18 protein-coding genes are annotated in these 22227 nt (G+C 42.8%); 2 read left to right on the top strand and 16 right to left on the bottom strand.

Going from position 1 to position 22227, the window contains the following annotated elements; genetic code table 11:
- Positions 1-146: 146 nt before the first annotated feature.
- The 7 genes from JMX48_RS05025 to JMX48_RS04995 form a co-directional block, all read right to left on the bottom strand.
- A complete protein-coding gene (locus JMX48_RS05025; RefSeq protein WP_201535073.1) occupies positions 147-1907 on the bottom strand; it encodes an SEL1-like repeat protein in 1761 nt (586 codons plus the stop codon).
- A gap of 492 nt (positions 1908-2399) precedes the next feature.
- Positions 2400-3125 (bottom strand): DUF3726 domain-containing protein, encoded by a 726-nt coding sequence (locus JMX48_RS05020; RefSeq protein WP_201535070.1) that lies wholly within the window; start codon positions 3123-3125, stop codon positions 2400-2402.
- Positions 3126-3138: 13 nt separating this feature from the next.
- Entirely contained in the window at positions 3139-4857 is a 1719-nt protein-coding gene (locus JMX48_RS05015; protein ID WP_201535068.1) for a hypothetical protein, read from the bottom strand.
- Positions 4858-4975: 118 nt separating this feature from the next.
- Positions 4976-6658 (bottom strand): BCCT family transporter, encoded by a 1683-nt coding sequence (locus tag JMX48_RS05010; RefSeq protein ID WP_201535065.1) that lies wholly within the window; start codon positions 6656-6658, stop codon positions 4976-4978.
- 55 nt (positions 6659-6713) lie between these two features.
- On the bottom strand, positions 6714-7703 hold the full coding sequence (locus JMX48_RS05005; RefSeq protein ID WP_201535063.1) for a membrane dipeptidase: 990 nt from the start codon (positions 7701-7703) through the stop codon (positions 6714-6716).
- A 61-nt stretch (positions 7704-7764) separates the two neighbouring features.
- Complete coding sequence (locus tag JMX48_RS05000; protein WP_201535061.1) at positions 7765-9228, bottom strand: aldehyde dehydrogenase family protein; 1464 nt, start codon at positions 9226-9228, stop codon at positions 7765-7767.
- A gap of 79 nt (positions 9229-9307) precedes the next feature.
- Positions 9308-9700, bottom strand: coding sequence for a RidA family protein (locus JMX48_RS04995; RefSeq protein ID WP_201535059.1), 393 nt, complete (start codon positions 9698-9700; stop codon positions 9308-9310).
- Positions 9701-9907: 207 nt separating this feature from the next.
- On the opposite strand from JMX48_RS04995, the gene JMX48_RS04990 reads away from it, so the two are divergent.
- Positions 9908-10798 (top strand): LysR family transcriptional regulator, encoded by an 891-nt coding sequence (locus JMX48_RS04990; protein ID WP_201535057.1) that lies wholly within the window; start codon positions 9908-9910, stop codon positions 10796-10798.
- A gap of 21 nt (positions 10799-10819) precedes the next feature.
- Positions 10820-11593: a sulfite exporter TauE/SafE family protein gene (locus tag JMX48_RS04985; protein WP_227687902.1), complete on the top strand. Its 774-nt coding sequence runs from the start codon at positions 10820-10822 to the stop codon at positions 11591-11593.
- Positions 11594-11936: 343 nt separating this feature from the next.
- Here JMX48_RS04985 and JMX48_RS04980 read toward each other — a convergent pair whose 3' ends face one another.
- The 9 genes from JMX48_RS04980 to JMX48_RS04940 form a co-directional block, all read right to left on the bottom strand.
- The gene (locus JMX48_RS04980; protein WP_201535055.1) at positions 11937-12641 is read right to left on the bottom strand and encodes a hypothetical protein; all 705 of its coding nucleotides are present in this window, start codon (positions 12639-12641) and stop codon (positions 11937-11939) included.
- A 276-nt stretch (positions 12642-12917) separates the two neighbouring features.
- Positions 12918-13628: a DUF6977 family protein gene (locus JMX48_RS04975; RefSeq protein ID WP_201535168.1), complete on the bottom strand. Its 711-nt coding sequence runs from the start codon at positions 13626-13628 to the stop codon at positions 12918-12920.
- Between the two features lie 258 nt (positions 13629-13886).
- The gene (locus JMX48_RS04970; protein ID WP_265088763.1) at positions 13887-14546 is read right to left on the bottom strand and encodes a glutathione S-transferase; all 660 of its coding nucleotides are present in this window, start codon (positions 14544-14546) and stop codon (positions 13887-13889) included.
- A 112-nt stretch (positions 14547-14658) separates the two neighbouring features.
- A complete protein-coding gene (locus tag JMX48_RS04965) occupies positions 14659-15582 on the bottom strand; it encodes a LysR family transcriptional regulator (protein WP_201535053.1) in 924 nt (307 codons plus the stop codon).
- 392 nt (positions 15583-15974) lie between these two features.
- A complete protein-coding gene (locus JMX48_RS04960; protein ID WP_201535050.1) occupies positions 15975-17642 on the bottom strand; it encodes a thiamine pyrophosphate-dependent enzyme in 1668 nt (555 codons plus the stop codon).
- A gap of 80 nt (positions 17643-17722) precedes the next feature.
- Positions 17723-18061: a RidA family protein gene (locus tag JMX48_RS04955; RefSeq protein WP_201535046.1), complete on the bottom strand. Its 339-nt coding sequence runs from the start codon at positions 18059-18061 to the stop codon at positions 17723-17725.
- 73 nt (positions 18062-18134) lie between these two features.
- Entirely contained in the window at positions 18135-19388 is a 1254-nt protein-coding gene (locus JMX48_RS04950) for an NAD(P)/FAD-dependent oxidoreductase (protein ID WP_201535043.1), read from the bottom strand.
- Positions 19389-19420: 32 nt separating this feature from the next.
- Positions 19421-20512: a beta-carotene 15,15'-monooxygenase gene (locus tag JMX48_RS04945; RefSeq protein ID WP_201535040.1), complete on the bottom strand. Its 1092-nt coding sequence runs from the start codon at positions 20510-20512 to the stop codon at positions 19421-19423.
- Positions 20513-20771: 259 nt separating this feature from the next.
- A complete protein-coding gene (locus JMX48_RS04940) occupies positions 20772-22199 on the bottom strand; it encodes a sodium:solute symporter family protein (RefSeq protein ID WP_201535037.1) in 1428 nt (475 codons plus the stop codon).
- Positions 22200-22227 lie beyond the last annotated feature (28 nt).

Here is a 22227-nt window from a genome sequence, read left to right as displayed (position 1 = left end):
ATACACTGCGGTACATGCATATTCGTCATGTTGAACAGCAAATCTCTCACTGATGCGCTTTAATGAAGCTGATTTAATTGATCGTAAGCTTTGCAACCTTTTGCATGACCGTTATTTCATAGCAATTATTTTTAACATATCCGCTGTTAGCGATTGCAGCTCATTTTCATTCCATTACCACAAGCTTTATTTAACCATATATCAGCTTGAGATTTATCCTGCGTCACCCCTCTACCATAGCTGTACATCGTACCGATGACGTATTCTGCCATCGCATCGCCCTGATTGGCCGCTTTGAGATACCAGTTAAAGGCTTGGGTGTAATCTCGACCTACACCATGGCCATTTTCATACATCCATGCCAAATTATACTGCGATTCAGACAAGCCTTGAGCGGCGGACTTTTGATACCACATCACCGCCTTGGCATAATCTTGTGGAATACCGCTGCCGTTCTCATACATCACTCCAAGATTATTCTGCGCATCAGCGTCGTCTTGCTCGGCAGCTTTTTGATACCATTCAAACGCTTTGGTATCACTGGTAGCAACGCCTTCGCCGTAACTGTACATGACTCCAAGGTTATACTGTGCCTCAGCATAGCCTTGATCGGCTGATTGCTGCCACCATTCCCTAGCCTTGGTATAATCTTGCTCCACGCCCTTGCCAAAGTAGTACATAGCGCCAAGAGTATACTGCGATTTTGCTTGTCCTTGCTCGGCAGCTTTCTGAAACCATTCCATCGCTTTAGTATAGCTTTTCTGAACCCCTTCGCCTTCATGGTATTTGGCACCGATATTATACTGAGCGTTTGTATCACCTTGCTCAGCGGCCTTTAAATACCATGCAAATGCCTCAGTGTAATCTTGCGCAACACCCTTGCCCGTCTCATACATCCAAGCAAGATTGGACTGAGCGCCCCCATCTCCTTGATTTGCCGCTTTTCGATACCACTCAACCGCTTTGAGATTATCTCGAGCGACACCAGTACCATTCTCATACATCGTCCCAAGATTGTTTTGAGACTTGGCATCGCCTTGTTGAGCTGCTTTTTGAAACCACTCAAATGCTTTTACATTATCTTGAGGAACGCCTCTGCCATTACTGTACATCGTTCCAAGACTAAACTGAGCATCAGTCTGAGCTTGATTGGCCGCTTTTTGGAACCATTGCATCGCTTTGCTATAATCTTGAGAAAATCCATTACCAGAATAGTATAATAATCCTAAAGAATATTGGGCATCTGCATTATCTTGAGCGGCAGATTTTTGCCACCACTCAATAGCCATTTTACGATTTTTTTTGACCCCTTCACCTTTACGATATTGCATACCAAGATTATATTGGGCGGTCGCATCGCCCTGATTGGCCGCTTGTATATAATCAAGCGTTTTGACTACATCTTGATCAAATCCCTCATCGCTAAGCTGCAGGAGTTTTAAGTTATTAATAGCTGCAGCATTACCTTGACTAGCCGCTTTTAAATACCATTCGATAGCCATCGTATAATCTTGCTCGACACCTTCGCCTTTCTGGTATAAAGCACCGACATTAAATTGAGCAATTGCATCGCCTTGACTAGCTGCTTTTTGATACCACTCAAATGCTTTATCGCTGTCTTGCTCGACCCCTATACCTTTATCATATAAAGCGCCGAGATTGTTTTGAGCCTCAGCATTGCCTTGATTGGCAGCCTTTAAATACCATTCAAATGCTTTGGCATAATCTTGCTCAACGCCTTTGCCTATATAGTATTTGAAACCAAGTCGATATTGAGAGTAAGCATCTCCTTGCTCTGCCATAGCTTGTGTTGTTGCAAAGTCTGCGGCAACTGCTGAAAATGTGAGCCCCAATGAGAAGCTTAGAATGAATACTTTATGAATGACAGAAGTTTTGAATTTAGACATGACTATTACTCCCCCGACGAAAAGCAAATATGTATCAGCTACGCTAGTGCGATTAAAAACAATAACGGGCTTCTTAATTCTAGTCATATTCGGCTTGATTAGATATTGATATTATTTTAAATACGACTAAACAAGCCATTAAAGCGTGTTTAATAACATAAAAAATATTTAGTTGGGTATTCGTTTGAGAGTTTGAATCGTGAATAGTGCGGAATTGGGAGGTGTCATCAATTAGCACAGTTATGTTGGAATAATTATAGTCGGTGAGAAGTTAAATCGATGCATCAATCGTCAAATACTACTGGTATAAATTTTCCTCGCTTGCTGTGCCGTTGCAGACAGAGGCTTCGAAAAATTGATTCCAGCAGTACTGTCATGCTTTTATTGTTTTTTAAAATAAATTAGAAGGAAATCGACTGCAAGCTATGCACTGATATGGTAAGCGAGATTGACGCTGTAGTGATTTTATAGTGGGCAGATATAGCGTTGCGACTACACGCCTCCTGCCCCTTTACTGGATGCTTCACTGTTTTCGACCAATATGGCAGCCGCGCGTTTTTTAAGTATCGCCCACTGCTCATCATCGACATAAATACCTTGTTTCCATGCGCGTTGATGAGTCTCAAACAGCTCATCCGTTGATATTTTACGATCAAAATGCTGAATCTCTTGCTCAACATTAAAATTATCGGTCGACAGCTCAATCACCATATCATTGGTATTGTAGTTATTTTGCGCGTCATCGAAATAATACAAGTCAGGATATACGAACCGTTTGTCTAACGTAAATATGGTGTGCTTGGGCGCAGTGCCATTATCCCATTTTGCCAGACAAGCGATGCCTTTTGCGGCCAATTTTACCAGCTCACTATAGGCCAGCCAGCGGTTGTGACAGTTGTGCAAATATATTTTAAAATGTTCACGATCGCCCATCTTTTCAAGCGCATAATCCATCACCGCTGGTAGGTGACAGACCAGACTGCTACCGTGCAAATCCAAGGTAAGTTTGCCATCAGCTTGATCGAGAATCTCAATCGGAACATCGCGTTCAGACACAATAAATGGACTGGCGTTGTTAAAATGTAAGATGCCGTTGAGTCCCGCCATTTGCAACTCTGCAACCATTGAGGCGATAAGATCCGCCTCTCCGACTTCTCGCGGCATGCCCAAAAACGCTTTATTGACCATCGTCACGATTTCATTATGCGATACAATCATGTCTCAGTCCTTGTTATTGTACAGATAAAGGTAGTGTCGGCAGTAAAGGAAACAGCCATTCGTCGCTATTTACTTCGTCGAACAAAGGCGCACCTTGGAATAACGTGACACGAACCCAACGATCCGAGCGTGGATCAAATTTGGTTGCCCCAAACATAGACAGCTTACAGCGTAATAAATGCATCGGTAACGCGGTTTTCTGTAAGACATTAATTTGAATATCACCCATTTTTTTGTGCCCCATCGTCCAGACACGACGAGAAATCGAACGATATTTGGGCTGAGTTAGGATAAATTCAGAAATAAGCTGTTGTGGATTTGCCGGTTGTAATGCCAAATATAAGGTATTTGCTTGTCGTCCGATATCTAGTAGAAACTCCTTATCATCGCCGTGTTCTTGTCCACGCACGCCCATTCTTGGCTCTTCTTTATCCTCAGAGCGATACCAAAACCAATAGACATTATCGGCAGCCGCAAAATCAATGCTAATGGCCCACTGATAACGCGCTTCTAATACATCAATGAGATCTTGTACCACTTTACCACTGGGCAAAGACATCGTTTCATCGGCATTAACTTGTCCTGCAAACCCGTCTACACGCTCAGGATAAAGCTCCATCATGCAAGAGATGATAACTTCTTGGCTCTCAAAGCTTAGATGATCGTTACGCTGCAAAAAGTCAGCCCACGTGATGCAGTCGTTAAGATCAGTCGTCAGGGTTTTTTGCAATATCGTTAGCTCATTAACCACCGTACTATTCAACAGGATTTGTGGCTCATTGATGGTCACTACTTCAGAGAAATGTTGAATCGCACGATTTATTAACGTTGAGAATTGATGTACTTTGTTATTATCGGCTTTAGGCTCGATATCACAGATTAATACCGCTTGCAATGCTGCTTCTCGAGTACTTAACCATTGATCGACGACACAAGGATGATTGATTAAATAAGGTGCCATTCCAAGACCAGTCGCATTACCGATACCCAAGTAACGCTTAATCTCTGGATGCAAGCTGACGGCGTTACTGCCACCTTTTTGCTTTGCCAAATAATCAACCCAATCAAGGCTAAACTCTCTCAGCAAATAGACCGCACACATCTGCGCGTGAAACGATTGATTGAAGTCTTCGCTATGATCCAGCGGTTTGAAATCATAAATACCAAACTTACCATTACCATAGACGGCGGTAGTGCGTAGGATATAACCGACTTGCGCCAACACCTCAAGATCCGGTTGCTGTCCACTAGCCAGCGCACTGACAATATGATCAAAGACGCGTACGCTTTTGTTGGCACGGGCGAGCACCATGACCATATGAGAATTGCGACCCGCTTCTTGTAGCGGTACATTGGCTTTGAGATTAGCGAGTAAATCACTATCTATTTCACCATAAACAAGAGCGAACGTGACATCCCATTTTTGCGCAATAACGCGATCATTGCGCTCTTCATCCGCAAGCTCATTACAGAATATGACCAAATGATAAACGTGCTCTGGGGTTTGCAGACGATAGATAACTTGACCATAACCGTCTTTATCCAACTCCCAAAGAGATTTGCTTAACGTCCAGTTTTCTTGATCGATTTTACGCAATAAGCTACGTACAAAGCTGATACGCGTTTGATGCATCGCACCCAATCTTTCAGAGTTCATCACCACATCAGGCGTGCGAAAGCTGACTGCATCTACTGCATATAAAGTATCGTTGGTTAGCAATGTCTGTTTCATATTCCTATCACCTTATATAATGCGTGAAGCCAGTCACAGATTGGTCAGTGTATTTAAGCCGTAACGCTCATTAACAGGATAAGACAATCAATCAGTAACTGGTATAGTAATGACCCACTTAATCGATTCTTTTGGCCGCTGTTTCTTTAGCCATTTTTTCCTCGATAATTAGGTTTTCAGTCTCAACTCGATTCGGCCGATAAAGATCTTGGTCTCGTGCCATCTGCCGCGCAATTTGTGGTCCATTCCATAGCGAGGGCAGCAGAATAAAAGACACTGGCACCGCAGTAATCACGATAAATGATTGCAAAGCCGTCACTCCTCCCGCACCAAGCGAGATTAAAACGATAGCCGTGACCCCCATCATAACGCCCCAAAACGCACGAATCATAGAGTTTGGCTCGTGCTCACCACTGATAACGACACTGATGGTATACGTCATCGAATCGCCCGTAGTGACGATAAAGATCATGGTCAAAATAATAAATAATAGCGATATAATCAAAGGAAATGGCAGCTGCTGAGTGATGGCTAACAACGCACCAGGAAGGTTGAAGCCTTCAAAGGCAGTACTGACACTACCAGGATTGGCAATCTCAAACGCAAGACCTGATCCACCAATGATCGTGAACCAAAAGCACGTGACAAGCGGCGCAATAATACAAACCGTAGTAATCAATTGACGAATAGTGCGGCCACGTGAGATGCGGGCAATAAAGATAGCCATCATTGGACCATAGCCCAAGAACCAACCCCAAAAGAATACCGTCCAGCCACCAAGCCAGCCTTCATCGCCACGATACGTCGCCATCGGGATAAAGTTCTGAACCATCGTGCCAACGCCTTGAATATATCCATTGACAATAAATTTGGTTGGCCCAAACATCAAGATAAAGACCATGAGCGCCATAGCCAATATCACATTAACACGACTCAGTATTTGCATACCGCGAGCCAATCCACTAATGGCTGAAAGCGTATAAAGCGCAATAGCAAATATAATAATAATAAGCTGGGTAATAAAAGTATCAGGAATACCAAATAACGTATTGAGGGCATAACTGGTTTGTAGGCCCAAAAATCCAATGGGGCCAATCGTACCAGCCGCGACCGCAACGATACAGCAAGCGTCGATAATCGCGCCTGTTTGACCCGTGAGCACGCGTTCGCCAAACATAGGATAAAGAAGCGTACGCGGCTTCAGCGGTAAGCCTTTGTCATAGTGCAGGTGCATAATCACAATAGCCGTCAAGCTACCGACAATCGACCACGCCAAAAATCCCCAATGCATAAAGGATTGCGAGAGTGCGTTAATGGCTCTTTGTTGAATATCAGCGGATTCACCATAAAGAGGAGGTGCGCTGACAAAATGAGCGATAGGCTCTGCTGCTGCCCAAAAAACACCACCACCAGCCAGTAGCGTACAAAATAAAATAGCCATCCACTTAAAGCCGTCCATTTCAGGCTTCGCTAGATCACCTAAAATGACATCGCCTGTACGACCTGCGCCAACCGCTAACGCAATAACAAACGTAGCTAATAATAAAATTTGCCAAAAAGGACCAAATATTTTGGCAGACCAAACAAAGCCTTCATTGATGACCGTTGCCAACTGAGCTTCTGCAAATATCGCCATCAAAACAAAGGCAATGATGAAGCCACCACTGTACCAAAATGCGGGATTTTTGAGACCAAACGTATCTGTCACATCTTGTTTATTGTGCAAATCATCGCCTACTTTGCCAACAGTGTGCGAGCGTCCTTGCTCATTATCTCGGTTAAGTCCATTTAAATCGGCCATGATGTGGCTCCATATGATAGCGTTACATTATTTAAATTAGGAGGATTCTAAACAGTTAAGCGACGGGCTTTATGCCAGACTCAAGAAAATCAAACCAATTTTGCCCAATGATTTTGCCAGCGGCATTATCATCAAAACCATGTTTTAGTAGACCGTTATAAATATTTTCCATGCCGTCCTTGCCCGCGAACCACGGCAACGTATCCGGCCAGCCTGAATTATTGGCATTGCCTTCGCCATAATCCATGGCTTTAGACCAGCGTCCATTGCGCATCCACTCCAATACGGCTTGAGGTTGATTCAGGCACAAATCACTACCAATGGCCAAATGCTCCGTACCATATTTATCGGCACAATCGGCAATCATGCTACAAAAATCATTCAACGTACAATCACTACCATTAGGCAGATGAAAAGGATATAAGCTAAAACCCAACAGCCCGCCCGCCTTGGTTAACGCGCTAATGACGGCATCAGACTTGTTGCGCAACGCATCATGTGCGGTGACCGGATTGGCATGACTGATACATATCGGGCGTGAAGAACACTCAATCGCTTCAAGCGTTGAGCGCTCAGCGCTATGCGACATATCAATAATCATCCCGACGCGATTCATCTCTGCTATCGCCTGCTGACCAAAACGCGTGATACCAGAATCGTTCTGCTCATAACAACCCGTCGCCAGTAAGCTTTGATTGTTATAAGTCAATTGCATAATAAGCAATCCCAAACGGCGCATGACGCTAATCAGACCAATCTCATCATCAATCGGTGAGCAGTTTTGCGCGCCAAAGAAGATGCCGACTTTACCTTGACTTTTTGCCGACTCAATATCAGCGACTGAATAAACAGGCAAGATGAGATCTGAGTTTTGCTCAAAGCGTGCATTCCATTCTGCAAAGCGCGTCATCGTCTGGCGGGCATCTTCGTGATAAACCAAGGTGGCATGTACCGCATGAATACCGCTGGCTTGCAGCATTTTGAAATAGTCACGATCCCAATGGCTATACTGTAGTCCGTCAATGACGATATGGTCTTGGTACATGTTAAATTCCTTTTCTACTTTCAATACAGTTAATAAACTTTTGAGAAGCCTAATACATGCCTTAGTACGCTTTTTGATAAGCCGTTTTGACAATGGTATAAAACTCTTTAGCGTACGAGCCTTGTTCGCGCGGACCAAAGCTTGACTCTTTACGACCACCAAATGGCACATGATAATCGGTGCCAGCCGTTGCCAGATTGACCATCACGCAGCCTGCTTGCACTTGCTCTTTAAACATCGCGCTACTACGTAAGCTTTGGGTAATAATGCCGCCTGTCAAACCAAAGCGAGTATCATTGGTCATGGCAATTGCCTCTTCTAGGCTGTTGACACGCATCACACAAGCCAGCGGTGCGAACACTTCTTCTTGGTTGATATCCCAGCTATTATCAGTATCAGTAAATAAGGTTGGCGACATATAATAGCCGTCATGTGGCATCTCTAAGCGCTCACCACCAAAGGCCAAATTGGCACCCAATTGCTTGGCTTTTTCAATCCAATCCAAATTTGATGCGAGCTGCTTATCATCCACGATCGGACCCATAAAGATACCGTCATCAAGCGCATGACCCACTTTTAAGGTTTTCATTTTTGCCACCACGCCCTCGACAAACGCGTCATGAATACCGTCCATGACAATCAGACGTGAAGACGCAGTACATTTCTGCCCTGAACCACCAAATGCGCCTGCAACAGCGGCATCAATGGCGACTTGCAAATCGGCATCATCAGCGACGACCAAGGCATTCTTACTGCCCATCTCTAGCTGGCAACGTACAAAGTTCGGTGCGGTTGCCGCAGCGACCTTGCGACCAGTCGCGACTGAACCGGTAAAGCTAACGGCATCAATGTCTTTTGAATGAATCAACGCGTCACCGACCGATGAGCCACCACCCAATACCAAGTTAAACGTGCCTTCTGGCAACCCTTGACGGTGAATAATTTCTGCCAACGCAACCGCACTGGCTGGCGTTAGATTCGCAGGCTTCCAGATAACGCTATTACCGTAGGCTAGCGCTGGGGCGATTTTCCAGACAGCGGTAGCCGTTGGAAAGTTCCAAGGTGAAATAATGGCGACAACACCAACCGCTTCACGCGTGACTTCAACTTTAACCCCTGGGCGCACTGAGTCAGCAAGGTCGCCCATCTGACGTAATACTTCAGCAGCGTAATAATGAAAGAATTGACCAGCACGATAAATCTCGCCACGGCCTTCCGCAAATGGCTTGCCTTCTTCGCGTGATAACAAAGTGCCTAACTCATCACAACGGGCAATCATTTCATCGCCAATCGCTTGCAAGATGGATTGCTTCTTTTCTAGTGGCGTCGCTTCCCATTTTGGCTGGGCTTGGCGAGCCGCAGCGATAGCATCTTTGACTTGATCACTGCTTGCTTGAGCGAACTCACCAATCGTTTCTGTGACATCAGACGGATTAATATTAGCGATGGTATTGTTACCTGCCTGCCATTCGCCATTGATATAAAGTGACTTTGTAGGATCTTGCTTTAAAGTTTGAGCTGACATAGTGACGTCCTCAGTTTGCTAAAATGTAAGGTATAAAATGATTTAAACAATTGGATAAATAATCTGAAAAATTAAAAAATTATTGTGGCACAGCAGCATAAACGACCAGCTCTACCAACATCTCTTCTCGCGCCAATCCAGATATGACTAGCGCTGCTCGATTTGGGAAAGGCGCGGTAAAGTATTCTGCATAGACTTGGTTGACCGTTTTTAGATACTCGCGATCCGTGACATAGATTAATACTTGTAATACCGACTCCATACTGGTATTGGCACATTCTAGCGTGTGTTTTAAATTATCCAGCGTTTGCCGCGTTTGCGCCTCTATACCACCAGCGACTACATCACCATTTTCATCGATAGGAATTTGAGCGGTATACAAGGTACCATTACTTGTGATTGCCCACTCAAGTGGAGACTTTGATGCATAAAGTGAGGTTTTAACGGCTTGTTTGGTTGAGTGAGTGGTCATTTTCATATCCTTTAAATAGATGGTTTTATCAATCCTTTATTTTCTAATTGTTATGCTACGCAATTAAATACGATAAATCTAACTAGTTAAATATTAAATATGATAGATTTAATCTATCACTAATAGTTATTACACTTCATGGTCAATGACTCTGTTAAAGTCAGTAAGATCGAATGGTAAGCAACGAGCATCAGAGTGCCTAACGTTATGAAACTACAGCAGTTACGCCATTTTTTAATCGTAGTAGAAGAAGGGGGTTTTCGCGCAGCAGCCAATCGTGCCAATCGCTCACAAGCAGCAATCTCAGCATCTATAAAGGAATTAGAGAAGACGCTGGATCAGCGTTTGTTTGAAGTCGGAAATAAAGCGACACTGACACCTTTTGGAGAAAGCTGTTTACCCAAAATCCAGCAATTCCTCAGCGTTTATCAAGGATTAGAAGACGATTTACAGGCAATCGCTTCAGGGGACAAAGGAAAGATTAGAATTGCGAGCGTGCCATCATTGGTCACGAAGCTAGTGCCTAGCGTGCTGGCTGCCTATTCAAAAAAGCATCCCGATATTGAGATTGTATTGATAGATGATAATGCGGTGGGGGTGGCAAATCGCTTGCTGACAGGAGAGGTTGATTTAGCATTGGGCAATTGTACGAGTATCAATCAAACAGACATTGATTTTACTCCGCTCATATCCGACCCCATCGGTGTGGTTTGTCTAAAAAGCAACCAGCTGAATATGGCGCTTGGTCAGTCACAAGGGCTAAGATGGCAGCAACTGATGGAGCAGCCATTTATTTATAATGGCACTTGTCGGTTACTCGAAAATACGCCTGCTGAAGCCCTAAATCGTAAAGCTCGCTATACGGTAGAAAACATCACTTCCCTATTCTCATTATTGAGAAATGACTTGGGTATCACTACCCTACCAAAACTTGCCTTTCCTGCTAACGAGCCGGAGCTGGTTTGGTTAAACTTGCTTGACCCTGCTTTAAACAGACAAATCGGTATCTTTAAACTGGCAAATAAATCAATCTCGCCGCCCGCCCAAGCTTTTTATGAGCTGTGCATCGATTATGTACAACACCATTACTTACTGTGATCCATGGAATAGGATTTTATCGTGTCCACTGTTTTAGATCTATTGCAAACCATCCCAACTTGGCACTTAATAGGCCTGTTTGTCGCTGGCATGCTCGCTTTTATTATCTCTATCATATCGGGTGGTGGCGGTGCCATATTACTGATACCTGTCACTTCTTGGATGATTGGGGCAACGGCTGCGCCCCCTGTGATTAATTTGGCCACCTTTATGAGTAACGGCTCGCGGATGTATCTATTTTGGCATGATATTGATTGGTCATTGACCAAATATTATGTGCCCAGTGCTCTCGTCGGTGCATGGCTGGCAGCATTGATATTTAGTCGTTTAGATGCAGGCTGGATTCAGTTATTGATTGGCGTATTTTTGGTGTCTACCATCTTCCAATATAAATTCGGCAAAGTCAGCAAAACGTTTGATATGCCCAAAGTAGGTTTTATGCCTTTGGGCTTTATCATTGGTTTTATGAGCACATTGGTGGGTGGTCTCGGCCCTATCCTTAACCCTTTTTATATGAATGCCGGATTAGAAAAAGAAAATCTTATCGCCACCAAAACGGCCAATTCTTTTTTTGTGGGTATTGTACAAATGATCAGCTACACTTTTTTTGGCATCATTACTGCCAAGCTTTTGGTGTATGGTCTCGTATTAGGATTGGGTGCGGTTATTGGCAATATTATTGGCAAACGCTTTTTGGCGGGCATGAGCATCAGTCAGTTTAGAATAATGCTGCTCATACTCATGGTGATCAGTGGATTGATAATGATAATAAGAAACGTCAATGTAATTTTCTAATCAGTTTTTAGGGCGTGTACTCATTTTAAAAATGGTAATAAAAATGAGATAAGTTACCGTCAAACGAGGAAAATAGCGCAAATAGCGCAAATAATGTCGGGATATTGATCAGCAATTTGACGATGTTTGGCAAAATGTAACCATTTTTAGCCCATTTAGATATCATTGTTTGAATTGAGGACACGCCCTAGTTTAACGCTCCCTGATTGTCCCTCACAGGAATCAAGGAGCATCAAATTACTTTCAACATTTATGGCGTAAATATAGAGGACAATCGTGCCGAAAGCCCTTATTTTATAATACTTAGCGTTAGTTAAGTATTCAAATGTGGCACTGGCAGCAGTTATTCCGCATCATCTAATAACTTGTTAAGCGCGTCCACCATGGCATCATCTATGATGTTGTTTTCTACGTAACTTACTATCTCATCCATGGTCGTCAGATCCATTTCTCGAATACCTAAGCTCGCTAGCTGCTCATTAATAGAGTCTAGACTGTCATTGTTTTCAGTATCATCCAGTAAATTCTCTTCGAATCTTCCTCTCACGAACCAATACATTTTTTCTAGTACGGTTGCTGTTTTGGTCAAAGTAGAATAACCGTCGCCATAAATGAATAGATTAAAATGATACGGTATCTCTACATCATTAATAAAAAAAGCACGCTGACATTCTAATGTATAGGCTTGAAGCTCTTCATTTTCGACACCTTCGTCACCTTTATTGTCTTCGTCATATTCAATCGCTTCCTCTATCAATCCGCCTAAAAGTTGATAGTCGCCTACTTTGATTTTATGATTATAAATGATACTAGAATCTGCGATGGCATCGAAAATAACAGCACTGACGTCCAAGGTATGATTATCAATATCATAAAACGCTTTTAGCGCGGGTAAAAACTCTGTCAGCTTGTCTTCAGGCACCTGAATCAGAAACTGCTGCTCGTATATTTTAATCATATCTTCAGGTGCATAGGTTTTGGCAGTATCAGTCTCATTTCTACCAGTAGACTGCAAAGGTAAAAAGTTATACGGGTTATTATCGGTCATTTGGAATTGCCTTTTTATTTGGTCAACTTTGTTAAATATCTATGGTTACAAGTCTTTAAAAACGTCTAAACACATCTCTATTTTTTCAATATTATAGCGCCTCAAAACCTGAGCATTAAAACTATTGTCTTAAAAACTATTGTCTTAAAAACTACTGTCTCAAAACTACTGCCTTAAAACTGGCGCATTAATACCTATTAGCTATAGTCGACACTATCCTGCGTGACTGAGGCAAATTTTTCTTGCTTACTTTGCCTTTGCAGACAAAGGCATATATCAGACCCAACCTTCTTCTAAAAGATTCTCAGTATTACTGACTTTAAATTCATGATATAAATTAAAAAACACCATTGGGTCTTCAACGTTATCGAGTAACTCGCGTTTATTGAGCGCCACAAACATAGCCAGTGCATAAGCCGCCGAATGGATAGATTTCTTGGGATTAAACTCAAGATCGGTAAAAGCCTGATATTGCATCACGTCTTCATGCAGCTGAGTATTTTGTTTTAGCGCATTCACATACAGCCAATCATAAAACGTGGTTAATGGCTCGACGCTCCATTCCATACCAAAATAGTTATAGCCAATAAGTTCACCCGAGGTTATTAATCGCTCGTCTTTTTTGGCCTGTCTTGGCGGCGCACTGAGCAAATCAGTATAAGGGCCACCGTCCTCAAAAATCATACTGCTTTGAAAAGCATTTTCGACACTGTACTGACTACCATCATCATTCGTAAGCTTTAAGCTCAATGGACTTAGCGGAAAACTTAACTTATTGCCAGACTTACTGGAAAGCTCTAAAACGTGATTGAAGCCATATTTTTTGCGAATAACTTGATGCAGGTCATTGATGGATTTTTTCTTTTGCCTACTCGCGAACCCCACATGCCGCTCAAACCTCACCATGTCCGTTTTTACCAAATTGTCACTATTGACTCTAGGCATGAATACAGGTCTGTGTTCTACAGCGTCTGGTGTTTGTTGCATCGGGTTCTGTCTTTGTTCCATAGCGATGTGCCTTATATCAATGGTCTTGTATAAATGTTCTGTAGTAATGGATCTCTCTCAATATATGCTGCATTGATATAGTGAATTCATTTTAAAACGGATACAGTGCGACTGAGATGAATTTTTCGCCGCCTCTGTGATAGCAGCAAGCAAGGAAAATTTATACTAGTTGCACGTAATTATTAACGTATCGATTTTATATTGAACAGACTATATTGAGTAGATCTCTATCGGGGTTTAGGGCTCGATTGAAAAAACCACCGTCTCATTTCCCTCTTGCCATGGTTGAAACTTAGTCATGGCTTGCGCAAATAATGGGGAATCTAACCAGCTTTGCAACCACTGTTGCAGCTTTGGATAAGGCAAGCTGTCAAAAACATCACGATCCACATGGGCAAATTGACGGACAAAAGGCATGATGCCAATATCAGCAATGGTGATGCTATCGCCCAATAAATAATGGTTTTTAGTCAGTAGCGCCTCTAAAGTCTGTAAAAAGGCTTCACCGCGCTGCCGATACTCGGTCTGAGTCATCTCAAGATGCCGGTCGGCGTATTTATAGCGATCCAGCCAATGTTTAAACTCATTATCATTTTGCGCGATTAAAGTGTTGGCTTGAGGCAAGACATTTGTAACCAATAGCCCTTGCGAATCATTCTGCTCAAGCGCCCATACCATTATGTCTCGGCTTTCTTCAATCACAGTTCCATCATTCAGCTGTAACACTGGCACCGTGCCTTTTGGGCTAATCGCTAGCATCTGATCCGGTTTGTTTTTTAGCGTAATCTCTCGCAGCTCGACAGGCAACTCAGCAAATAAGAGACCAAGACGGGCGCGTATAGCATAAGGACAACGACGAAAAGAGTACAGGCAATGCAGTGCAGCAGTCATGGTCATCACTTAACTTTAAAATGAAGGCTGCTATCTTACTACTAATCGCCTCCTATTCAAAATGGCAAAGGCAACTGGCTATATAGTAATTCACTTCACAGGCGATAAAGTAATGCCGCTAAAGAGTGAGATCGAACGCTAGAATCTCTTCAATGAACTTGGCTTCGATAGCAGATAAGGCGCGATGCTTGTGCCAAAAAATATATACCGGTACATCAGCAATGCCATCTTTTGGGGGCAAGCGTCTGAGTTTCGATTCTAGATGAGTCGCAGCAACAAACTGATCGGGCAAAGCGCCTATCCCATATCCAGTATAGATCAGCCGAACCAACTCATCTAAATTATTGGTATAGGCACTGACGCGACCCGTAAAATCATGCGCGGCTTTAAATACCGTTATTGGCGAAAGAACATCACCAATCGCTTCACTATTAAACACAATAAAACTTTCTTTTAGCAGACTGTTAAAATCCAATTCTTTCACTGAAAACAAAGGATGGTGATATCCACAATATAGATAATAGCGTTGATTAAAGAGTAGGTTTTGATTGAGTGTATCGGATGTGTTCTTCGCTAAACAAATACCAATAGCAGGATTTTTTTGCTTTAAATCATTCAAAATATCCATGCTTGATTTAACGGTCAAATCCAATGTGATATTTGGATACTTCTTTTTGAAATAGACCAAAAAATCATTATACTTTGGATTGTGAAGTCTACTAGCGACCAACAGTTTAATATTACCTTCTAAGAGATGTAAGTTAATGCCTTTCATCGCTTCAATAGAAGTGATTTCTGTAAATATCATCTGAGCGACTTGCAGACAATAGCGACCAATCGGTGTGAGCTCTAGCGGCTTGGTATTACGAATAATAAGCTGGCTCTCGAGTTGCTCCTCAAGTTTTTTAAGATTTTGGCTGACGGCTGATTGGGTAATATTGAGACGATCAGCCGCTGCACTAATACTCCCCTCTTCATATATAACAATTAATACATGAAGTAATGTCCAATTCAAACTGTCCGCTAATTTCCGCTGTATCATGGTAATTTCAGCACTTATATTCTAAGTAAGTTGATAATAAAGAAATAGGAGATGTCTGCACAGGCACAGGCACAGGCACAGCAAGCAAGCAAGCAAAATTGATAGCAGCAGTGCGTGATGTATCGATATTAATTTTCACTGACTATATATATTTTTCGCACGTATCTCATTATTTCCTTTGACTCATCATACAATATAGTAAAGAAGATCGGGTCTGTATCAGCATTTATTTATAAGATATCTTAGGGCATGTCCTCAATTCAAGCGATTGTATCTAAATGGATCATGCTTATGTTAAATGAAGCAATAAAAATGAGGACACGCCTTAGCATGTCCTCATTGCGTTCAATCGTAATATATCTTCGCTGATAGCCACCGATGATAGTGTCAGTTTATGGCACTAATTCATCAGGATCGGTAATCACATGCAGCAATACCGTCTTGCGCTCTTTCGTGACGATTCTCAGCGCATTGGTCACATTAGTGACGATGTCCTGGTTATTATCGACTCTTATACCATGTGCACCAAAAGCATTGGCCAGCGCTGCAAAATCTGGATTCTGCAACTGCGTGCCAGACACCCGATCAGGATAATGGGCTTCTTGGTGTTGACGGATAGTACCAAATTGCTGATTGTCCATTAAAACAATTAAAACAGGCGCGTCATAACGAATGGACGTGGATAATTCCGCCTCATTCATCATGAATTCGCCATCACCCGTGACCACTATCGATAGACGCTCAGGCGATTCTAATGCAGCAGCAATTCCCGCTGGCAAGCTGTAGCCCATCGCACCATTTCTGGTACTCAACTGACTTGGAAAAGTATGTGTAGGCAAATAACGCTGCGCCCATAAACAATGATTGCCAGCGCCAAAACTATAGACCGCATCGGTCGGTAATTGCTCAATCAACGCTTTGATAACTTGCGTCATACTGGCATAGGTCTGATCAGTATTTGCTTGCTCGGCATTGTCAGTTGCTACGAGCATTTCTGGGAACGCACAGTCTTTTCTTTGCTGTTCATGACAATACTTGAACCAAGTATCACGCGATTTTGAGCTTGCTAGTGACGATTTGCTAATCGCTTTTACAAAGGTAATAGGACTGGCGACGATATGCTCAGTCACTGAACCGCTGTGACCACGCAAACTGGTGTCTAAATTAACAATATAATTAGGCTTATCAAAGGATTGACGCAATTTATAACCATCACTAGCGACATCACCCAAAACTGTACCTATCGTCAGCACGACATCAGCGGCCTCAATCAATGCGGCACAATCATCCGAGCGCCCGTAACCTAGATAACCAGCATGCGCAGGAGAGTCAAAAGCCACTCTGTCTGAGGCGCGCCAATCATGGATGACTGGGATGTGATTGTCCTCTGCAAATTGAGTCAATTGTGCAGAAGCTTCGGCTGTCCAATTTTGTCCCCCTGCAAAAACCAGGGGTTTGTCAGCGTTTGCTAAGGCATCCACTATGACGGCAAGCTTATCATCAGCAACACAGCCTTGGGCAACAGGTATGATTGGATGTAATTGTCCGTGAAATTCTTGTTGGATAATATCTTCTGGTAGTCCGACGACGACAGGGCCAGGTCTGCCTTCTAAAGCAGCATGAAAGGCTTTGGCGACAATCTCTGACGCTCTTGAGACTTCGTCTAATATCAGCACCCGTTTGCATTGGCTAGAGAACCATTGATTGGGATCAAACTCTTGGAATGACTCGCGGTTTCTGTCTGCAACAGGAATCAGTCCGACAAATAATATGAGCGGCACACCATCTTGCCACGCGGTATGAATACCTGTGTAAGCTTGCGCAGCGCCCGGCCCACGAGTCACCATAGCGATACCCGGCTGACCCGTAAATTTGCCATGAGCATCTGCCATATAGGTACAGGCGGCTTCGTGACGACACACCACTGTCTGAATATCAGCATTATACAACCCGTCTAATACTGACAGATAGCTTTCACCTGGGACGACATAGGTTCGGCTGACCCCATGTAATTGCAAACTGTCTACAATCGCTTGACCACCATGGATAATGTTGCTCATTATTACTCCCTCAATTTTTATTATATTAATTAAAGTTATGCTTCTTTATCAGCACATCAATCTATTAATCAGCAGCGACTTTATTCAGCAGCAATGACGGTCACTTCTACCAGCAGGTCAGGATGCGCCAATACCGACTCACCGCAGGCGCGAGCAGGTGGCTGGGTATCATCAAACCACTGATCCCATACCGTATTCATAGCCGCAAAGTCATCCATACCTTTTAGCCAAACGGTGGCTGATAGAATTTTAGATTTATTACTGCCCACTTCTTCTAACAGCTTTTCGACTTTATCCAAACATGTCAATGTTTGAGCAGCTACATCTTCGTCAATGCCGCCCACTTGACCTGATAAATAAATAGTTTGATTGTGAATGACGATTTGGCTCATACGCTGGTTACTATGAAGTTTTTTCATGTTGATTTATCCTTGTGGTTTTTAAAATGGTATTAAAAATAATGAAATTTAAGAGTAACTCGTTAAAATATTTTTATTGAGCGTTAGAAAACCGCTGCGCACTAAAAGGTTCTACAGCAACCGTTAGCGGTTTGTTATGTATCAGCTCCTCGACGATACGCCCCGTAATCGGCCCTAATGTAAAGCCTTGATGACCATGACCAAAGGCAAACCATAAATGATCATGATTACCAGCAGCGCCAATCACAGGCTTCATATCAGGCATACATGGTCGTGAGCCACACCATACTTCGTCCTCTACTGCGTCATTAAGTGGTAGCACTTCTTTCGCAAAACGTAGTACCTCATGCAGTTGCCCCAACTCTTTTGGTGCCTCCATGGTCGTCATTTCAGCGCCAGTGGTGACGCGAATACCCTGCTGCATTGGCCCCATGACAAAGCCTTTATCCATATCGACCAGACTGTGATTGATGGTGTTTTGTGGCGTTGTCTTAAAATGCTGATGATAGCCGCGCATCGGAAATAAAGGCAAATCATATCCCAAAGGCTTTATCAATTGGTTAGACCAAGGGCCTGCCGCAATGACTAGATCATCACTATAAAAAGTCTCATGATCAGTCACCACTTGCCAGCCATCACCATCTGCTCGTATTTCCTTAACCGCACACTCACCTATTGATCCATTCATGCTTTGAAAGCTTTTTGCATAGGCTTTTACCAATGCGCCAGGGTTTGATACTTGCCAAGCATTTGACCACCGAATAGCACCAACAAAGTCATCAAAATTGCCATTAGGCTCTAGTACCTTCAAGGCATCAATAGTCAAGACTTCGTGCTCAATACCTTGTTCTAATGAGTTTTTTGCGTTTGCAATGGCAGTTTCAAGCTTGTCTTTAGATCGATGCATCTCAATCCAACCATCGCGTCTGATCAAATCTTCAGCACACGCTGCCGTAATCATTTCTTGATGTTCGCTCGTACAATGCTCAATCAGAGTCTTCCACTCTTTTTCTATTTGCTTAACAGCAGATGGCGCGGAAAACTGCCAATACTTTAATAATGCCTGATGGTAGCGGATGACAGCAGGCCAACGGTAGCGTATATCCGTATTTTGATTGGGTAATACTCTAATTAATTCTGCAAGATGCCTTGGAAAAGGATGAACATGAATGGCTTCTCGCTGAATCAATCCAGCATTACCATAAGATGTTTCTGACCCCGGCGACTTTTTATCCAATAACAAAACCTGAGAGTCGTGCTTTTGCAGATGCCAAGCAATAGATGTCCCTACCATGCCAGCGCCAATAACAATCACTTCATATCGCATACCATACTCCTTTATTTCCGCTGTTCTTTTTGTTAGAGCTTTGGTCGTTCAGCCATAAATATTTGACCTTTGAACGTCTTATACAGCGCACAAAGCAATACATACATACCGAGAATACCGAGAGCAGGATACAAGGTGCCGACCAAGGTGCTGAATGGAAAGAGTGAAGCCAGTAAAGACAGCACCACGACGACCACGGTCAGGATACGGAACTTTGACGTTTCTGTATCAGAATCAAAGAAGCGAATAACGAAACCGTAAAGGTTAGAAACTGCTGTCGTGAACACGGCAACGACGAGCACAATGCTGAATAATAATCCTGTCGTTGGACCGATACCGCGTGCTATCTCCAAAAATGGTAGCTCATAACTCATGACGTTTTCGAGGTCTGATAATAGCGCCATAATAATGAATAACAAGCAAATACCCAATGTCATACCACCGATGACACCGGCCATTCTGACGGTTTTTAGATTTGGTTCTTTATTACCGATGGATGCAAAAGTAGATACCCCAGGAATGACATTGTATGAGACATAAACGATTGCTGACGTCCACCAAAAAGTAGTCGCTGTGTCAGGCTGAAGCGTTTGAATAGTGGCATCTACGGTTGCCAATTGATCAGAGTAATTAGTGAAGGTAATGACAGAGATGACCACCACGGCCAAAATCATTAAGGGAGATATGATTCCCAACGCCCTAACAGAAGAAGTAAAACCAAAGATTACGGTCGATAGTGTCATTAAGGCAATAATTATCTTGCCAGCAACAGACGGTAAACCCCAGTATTGTTCGATAGCAGCACCGCCACCTGAGAACATGATACTAATCACCCCGAACATAAAAAATAGAAGAATATAATCGGCGAAAAAACCTATTTTTTTACCACATAAATAGTTGAGAACCACACGGTGACTATTGGTTTGAAGCTGATGACCCAATTCCATAAATACCGTACCGTACCATGCCAGCATGATCATCGTAATCACAGCACCCAGCATGCCAATAAAACCGTAACCTGCAAAGAATTGCAGCACCTCTTGCCCACTGGCATAGCCTGCACCGATGACCGCCCCGACATACACACCGGCATAACTGATCGCTTTGATAATTGAAACGCTCATACTAAACATCCTTGTTGTTGTGAGTTAATCGAATCATTACCCTCGTAAACCCTTTGCGTAGGTAGCGATTAAACATTTATGACTCATTAAGCATTATTTTTTAATCTGGAATAAATCCAGACAAAAAAGCCTATAGATTTTCGTTGAGCTTTTCGATGCAATACTCTCTACGAATAGGATTAATAGTTCCTTTAATTTTTCATTTAATCGTTCAAGCGCAACGCTAAGTCAGTGACATCAAATGAATAGACTCAAACATTCAAATGTTGTAACTTTCATCATTCGTCGCTAATGACACAAAAACAATCATTAAAATTGAGACTGGGAAACCCACAAATATCGGATGTAGACCAAATGGATGTCCGAGAATTTGCCAAGTGACAGCGACAATTAAACCGACCCACATGGCCACTACGCCACCTAAACGAGTCGCTTTTTTCCAAAACAATCCAGCAATAACGGGCGCCAATAAGCTTGCCACCAACATCGCTGCGCCTGTCACCCATAAACTGACTAATTTTGGGATGTACAATGCCAATAGTAGAGAAAAGACGGAAACTATTATTACTGAAAGACGGCTATACTTTAACAAGCGGACATCGAGATCAGACGTCTCTTTTAGTCTTGGTTTAATGATATCGTTTATGATTGAAGAGGCACCAGACATACAAAAAGAGTCGGCTGAAGAGATAACCGTTGCAAGTAGTGCAATAACCATCACGATCACCATTGGAAAACTAAAGACGTTTCCAATAATAGTATAGTAAGTGAGGCTTGAATCAATTTCTCCTAGATTCAGACCGAAACGCCCCATAACACCCGTTGAAATAATAAAAACACCAGTTATGAAGGTTAAAATGATCGAAATCCAATACCCGTTTTTAGCAATTTTGGCGCTTCCAGCTGCCCAAAATCTTTGCCATAAATCTTGTCTAACGAACTGATAAGCCCCGATCGTTAATAAATAAACAAAAACCTCAGACGGCGAAATACCCAGAAGACTTAAAAATTCACTTTGATTGGCAAGTGCCGCTTGTTCGGATACTCTTTCTAAACCACCAGACGCGATAATGACCACGACAAACAATACAAAAATGCCGACCGTCTGTATCGTTCCATGAAAAGCATCTTGCCAAATGACTGACTTCATTCCACCGTAATAGGTCTTTAGTGTCAGCAGCACCCAACTGATAAAGATACCCGTGATAATATTTAGACCCATGGTTAAATTAAGTACCGTGGCGATGGCGCCAAACTGCATGCCTGTTAACGCACAATTAGCCACTAACACGCTGACCACGGTTGGAATTCTGGCGCCCTCACCAAATCTCAAAACAGTGAAATCTGCAATCGTTACCATTTGATACTTTTCGCCAAGCGCCCTAATTCTAGTGAGAAACAGCCCAAGCATGAGTAGCCCTGAAATCAAGATTGCCAGGTTTAACCACTGCTGGCCCATGCCATATAAAAAGCCGTTTTGCATAAAACCTAATAATGTCGCACCACCAACCGCCGTCCCTACAAAAGTTAAAATCAGAGGGAAAATTGATACAGACCTTCCAGCAACGTTATAATCATCATAGGTTTTGATACTTGTTTTATTAATATAAAACGAGACGCCAAATAAAAATAAGAAATACACGACAACTAAAGAGCCTAAAATCAAACTTTCACTTGGACTGTACATACCTAGCTCCTTATTGTTTATGTTCTAT

This window comes from Psychrobacter immobilis (genome assembly GCF_904846225.1).
GTDB classification, from domain to species: domain Bacteria; phylum Pseudomonadota; class Gammaproteobacteria; order Pseudomonadales; family Moraxellaceae; genus Psychrobacter; species Psychrobacter immobilis_F.
The sequence above is the reverse complement of the archived record's forward strand: the minus strand, read 5'-3'. Positions and strand labels throughout refer to the sequence as shown.

What these genes read in the sequence shown, in the direction of transcription:
- JMX48_RS05025 (WP_201535073.1), bottom strand. Translation starts at nt 1,907, where the DNA reads ATGTCTAAATTCAAAACTTCTGTCATTCATAAAGTATTCATTCTAAGC.
- JMX48_RS04990 (WP_201535057.1), top strand. Translation starts at nt 9,908, where the DNA reads ATGAAACTACAGCAGTTACGCCATTTTTTAATCGTAGTAGAAGAAGGG.
- JMX48_RS04955 (WP_201535046.1), bottom strand. Translation starts at nt 18,061, where the DNA reads ATGAAAAAACTTCATAGTAACCAGCGTATGAGCCAAATCGTCATTCAC.
- JMX48_RS05010 (WP_201535065.1), bottom strand. Translation starts at nt 6,658, where the DNA reads ATGGCCGATTTAAATGGACTTAACCGAGATAATGAGCAAGGACGCTCG.
- JMX48_RS04975 (WP_201535168.1), bottom strand. Translation starts at nt 13,628, where the DNA reads ATGCAACAAACACCAGACGCTGTAGAACACAGACCTGTATTCATGCCT.
- JMX48_RS04970 (WP_265088763.1), bottom strand. Translation starts at nt 14,546, where the DNA reads ATGACCATGACTGCTGCACTGCATTGCCTGTACTCTTTTCGTCGTTGT.
- JMX48_RS05015 (WP_201535068.1), bottom strand. Translation starts at nt 4,857, where the DNA reads ATGAAACAGACATTGCTAACCAACGATACTTTATATGCAGTAGATGCA.
- JMX48_RS04995 (WP_201535059.1), bottom strand. Translation starts at nt 9,700, where the DNA reads ATGACCACTCACTCAACCAAACAAGCCGTTAAAACCTCACTTTATGCA.
- JMX48_RS04980 (WP_201535055.1), bottom strand. Translation starts at nt 12,641, where the DNA reads ATGACCGATAATAACCCGTATAACTTTTTACCTTTGCAGTCTACTGGT.
- JMX48_RS05020 (WP_201535070.1), bottom strand. Translation starts at nt 3,125, where the DNA reads ATGATTGTATCGCATAATGAAATCGTGACGATGGTCAATAAAGCGTTT.
- JMX48_RS04950 (WP_201535043.1), bottom strand. Translation starts at nt 19,388, where the DNA reads ATGCGATATGAAGTGATTGTTATTGGCGCTGGCATGGTAGGGACATCT.
- JMX48_RS05000 (WP_201535061.1), bottom strand. Translation starts at nt 9,228, where the DNA reads ATGTCAGCTCAAACTTTAAAGCAAGATCCTACAAAGTCACTTTATATC.
- JMX48_RS04940 (WP_201535037.1), bottom strand. Translation starts at nt 22,199, where the DNA reads ATGTACAGTCCAAGTGAAAGTTTGATTTTAGGCTCTTTAGTTGTCGTG.
- JMX48_RS04965 (WP_201535053.1), bottom strand. Translation starts at nt 15,582, where the DNA reads ATGATACAGCGGAAATTAGCGGACAGTTTGAATTGGACATTACTTCAT.
- JMX48_RS05005 (WP_201535063.1), bottom strand. Translation starts at nt 7,703, where the DNA reads ATGTACCAAGACCATATCGTCATTGACGGACTACAGTATAGCCATTGG.
- JMX48_RS04945 (WP_201535040.1), bottom strand. Translation starts at nt 20,512, where the DNA reads ATGAGCGTTTCAATTATCAAAGCGATCAGTTATGCCGGTGTGTATGTC.
- JMX48_RS04960 (WP_201535050.1), bottom strand. Translation starts at nt 17,642, where the DNA reads ATGAGCAACATTATCCATGGTGGTCAAGCGATTGTAGACAGTTTGCAA.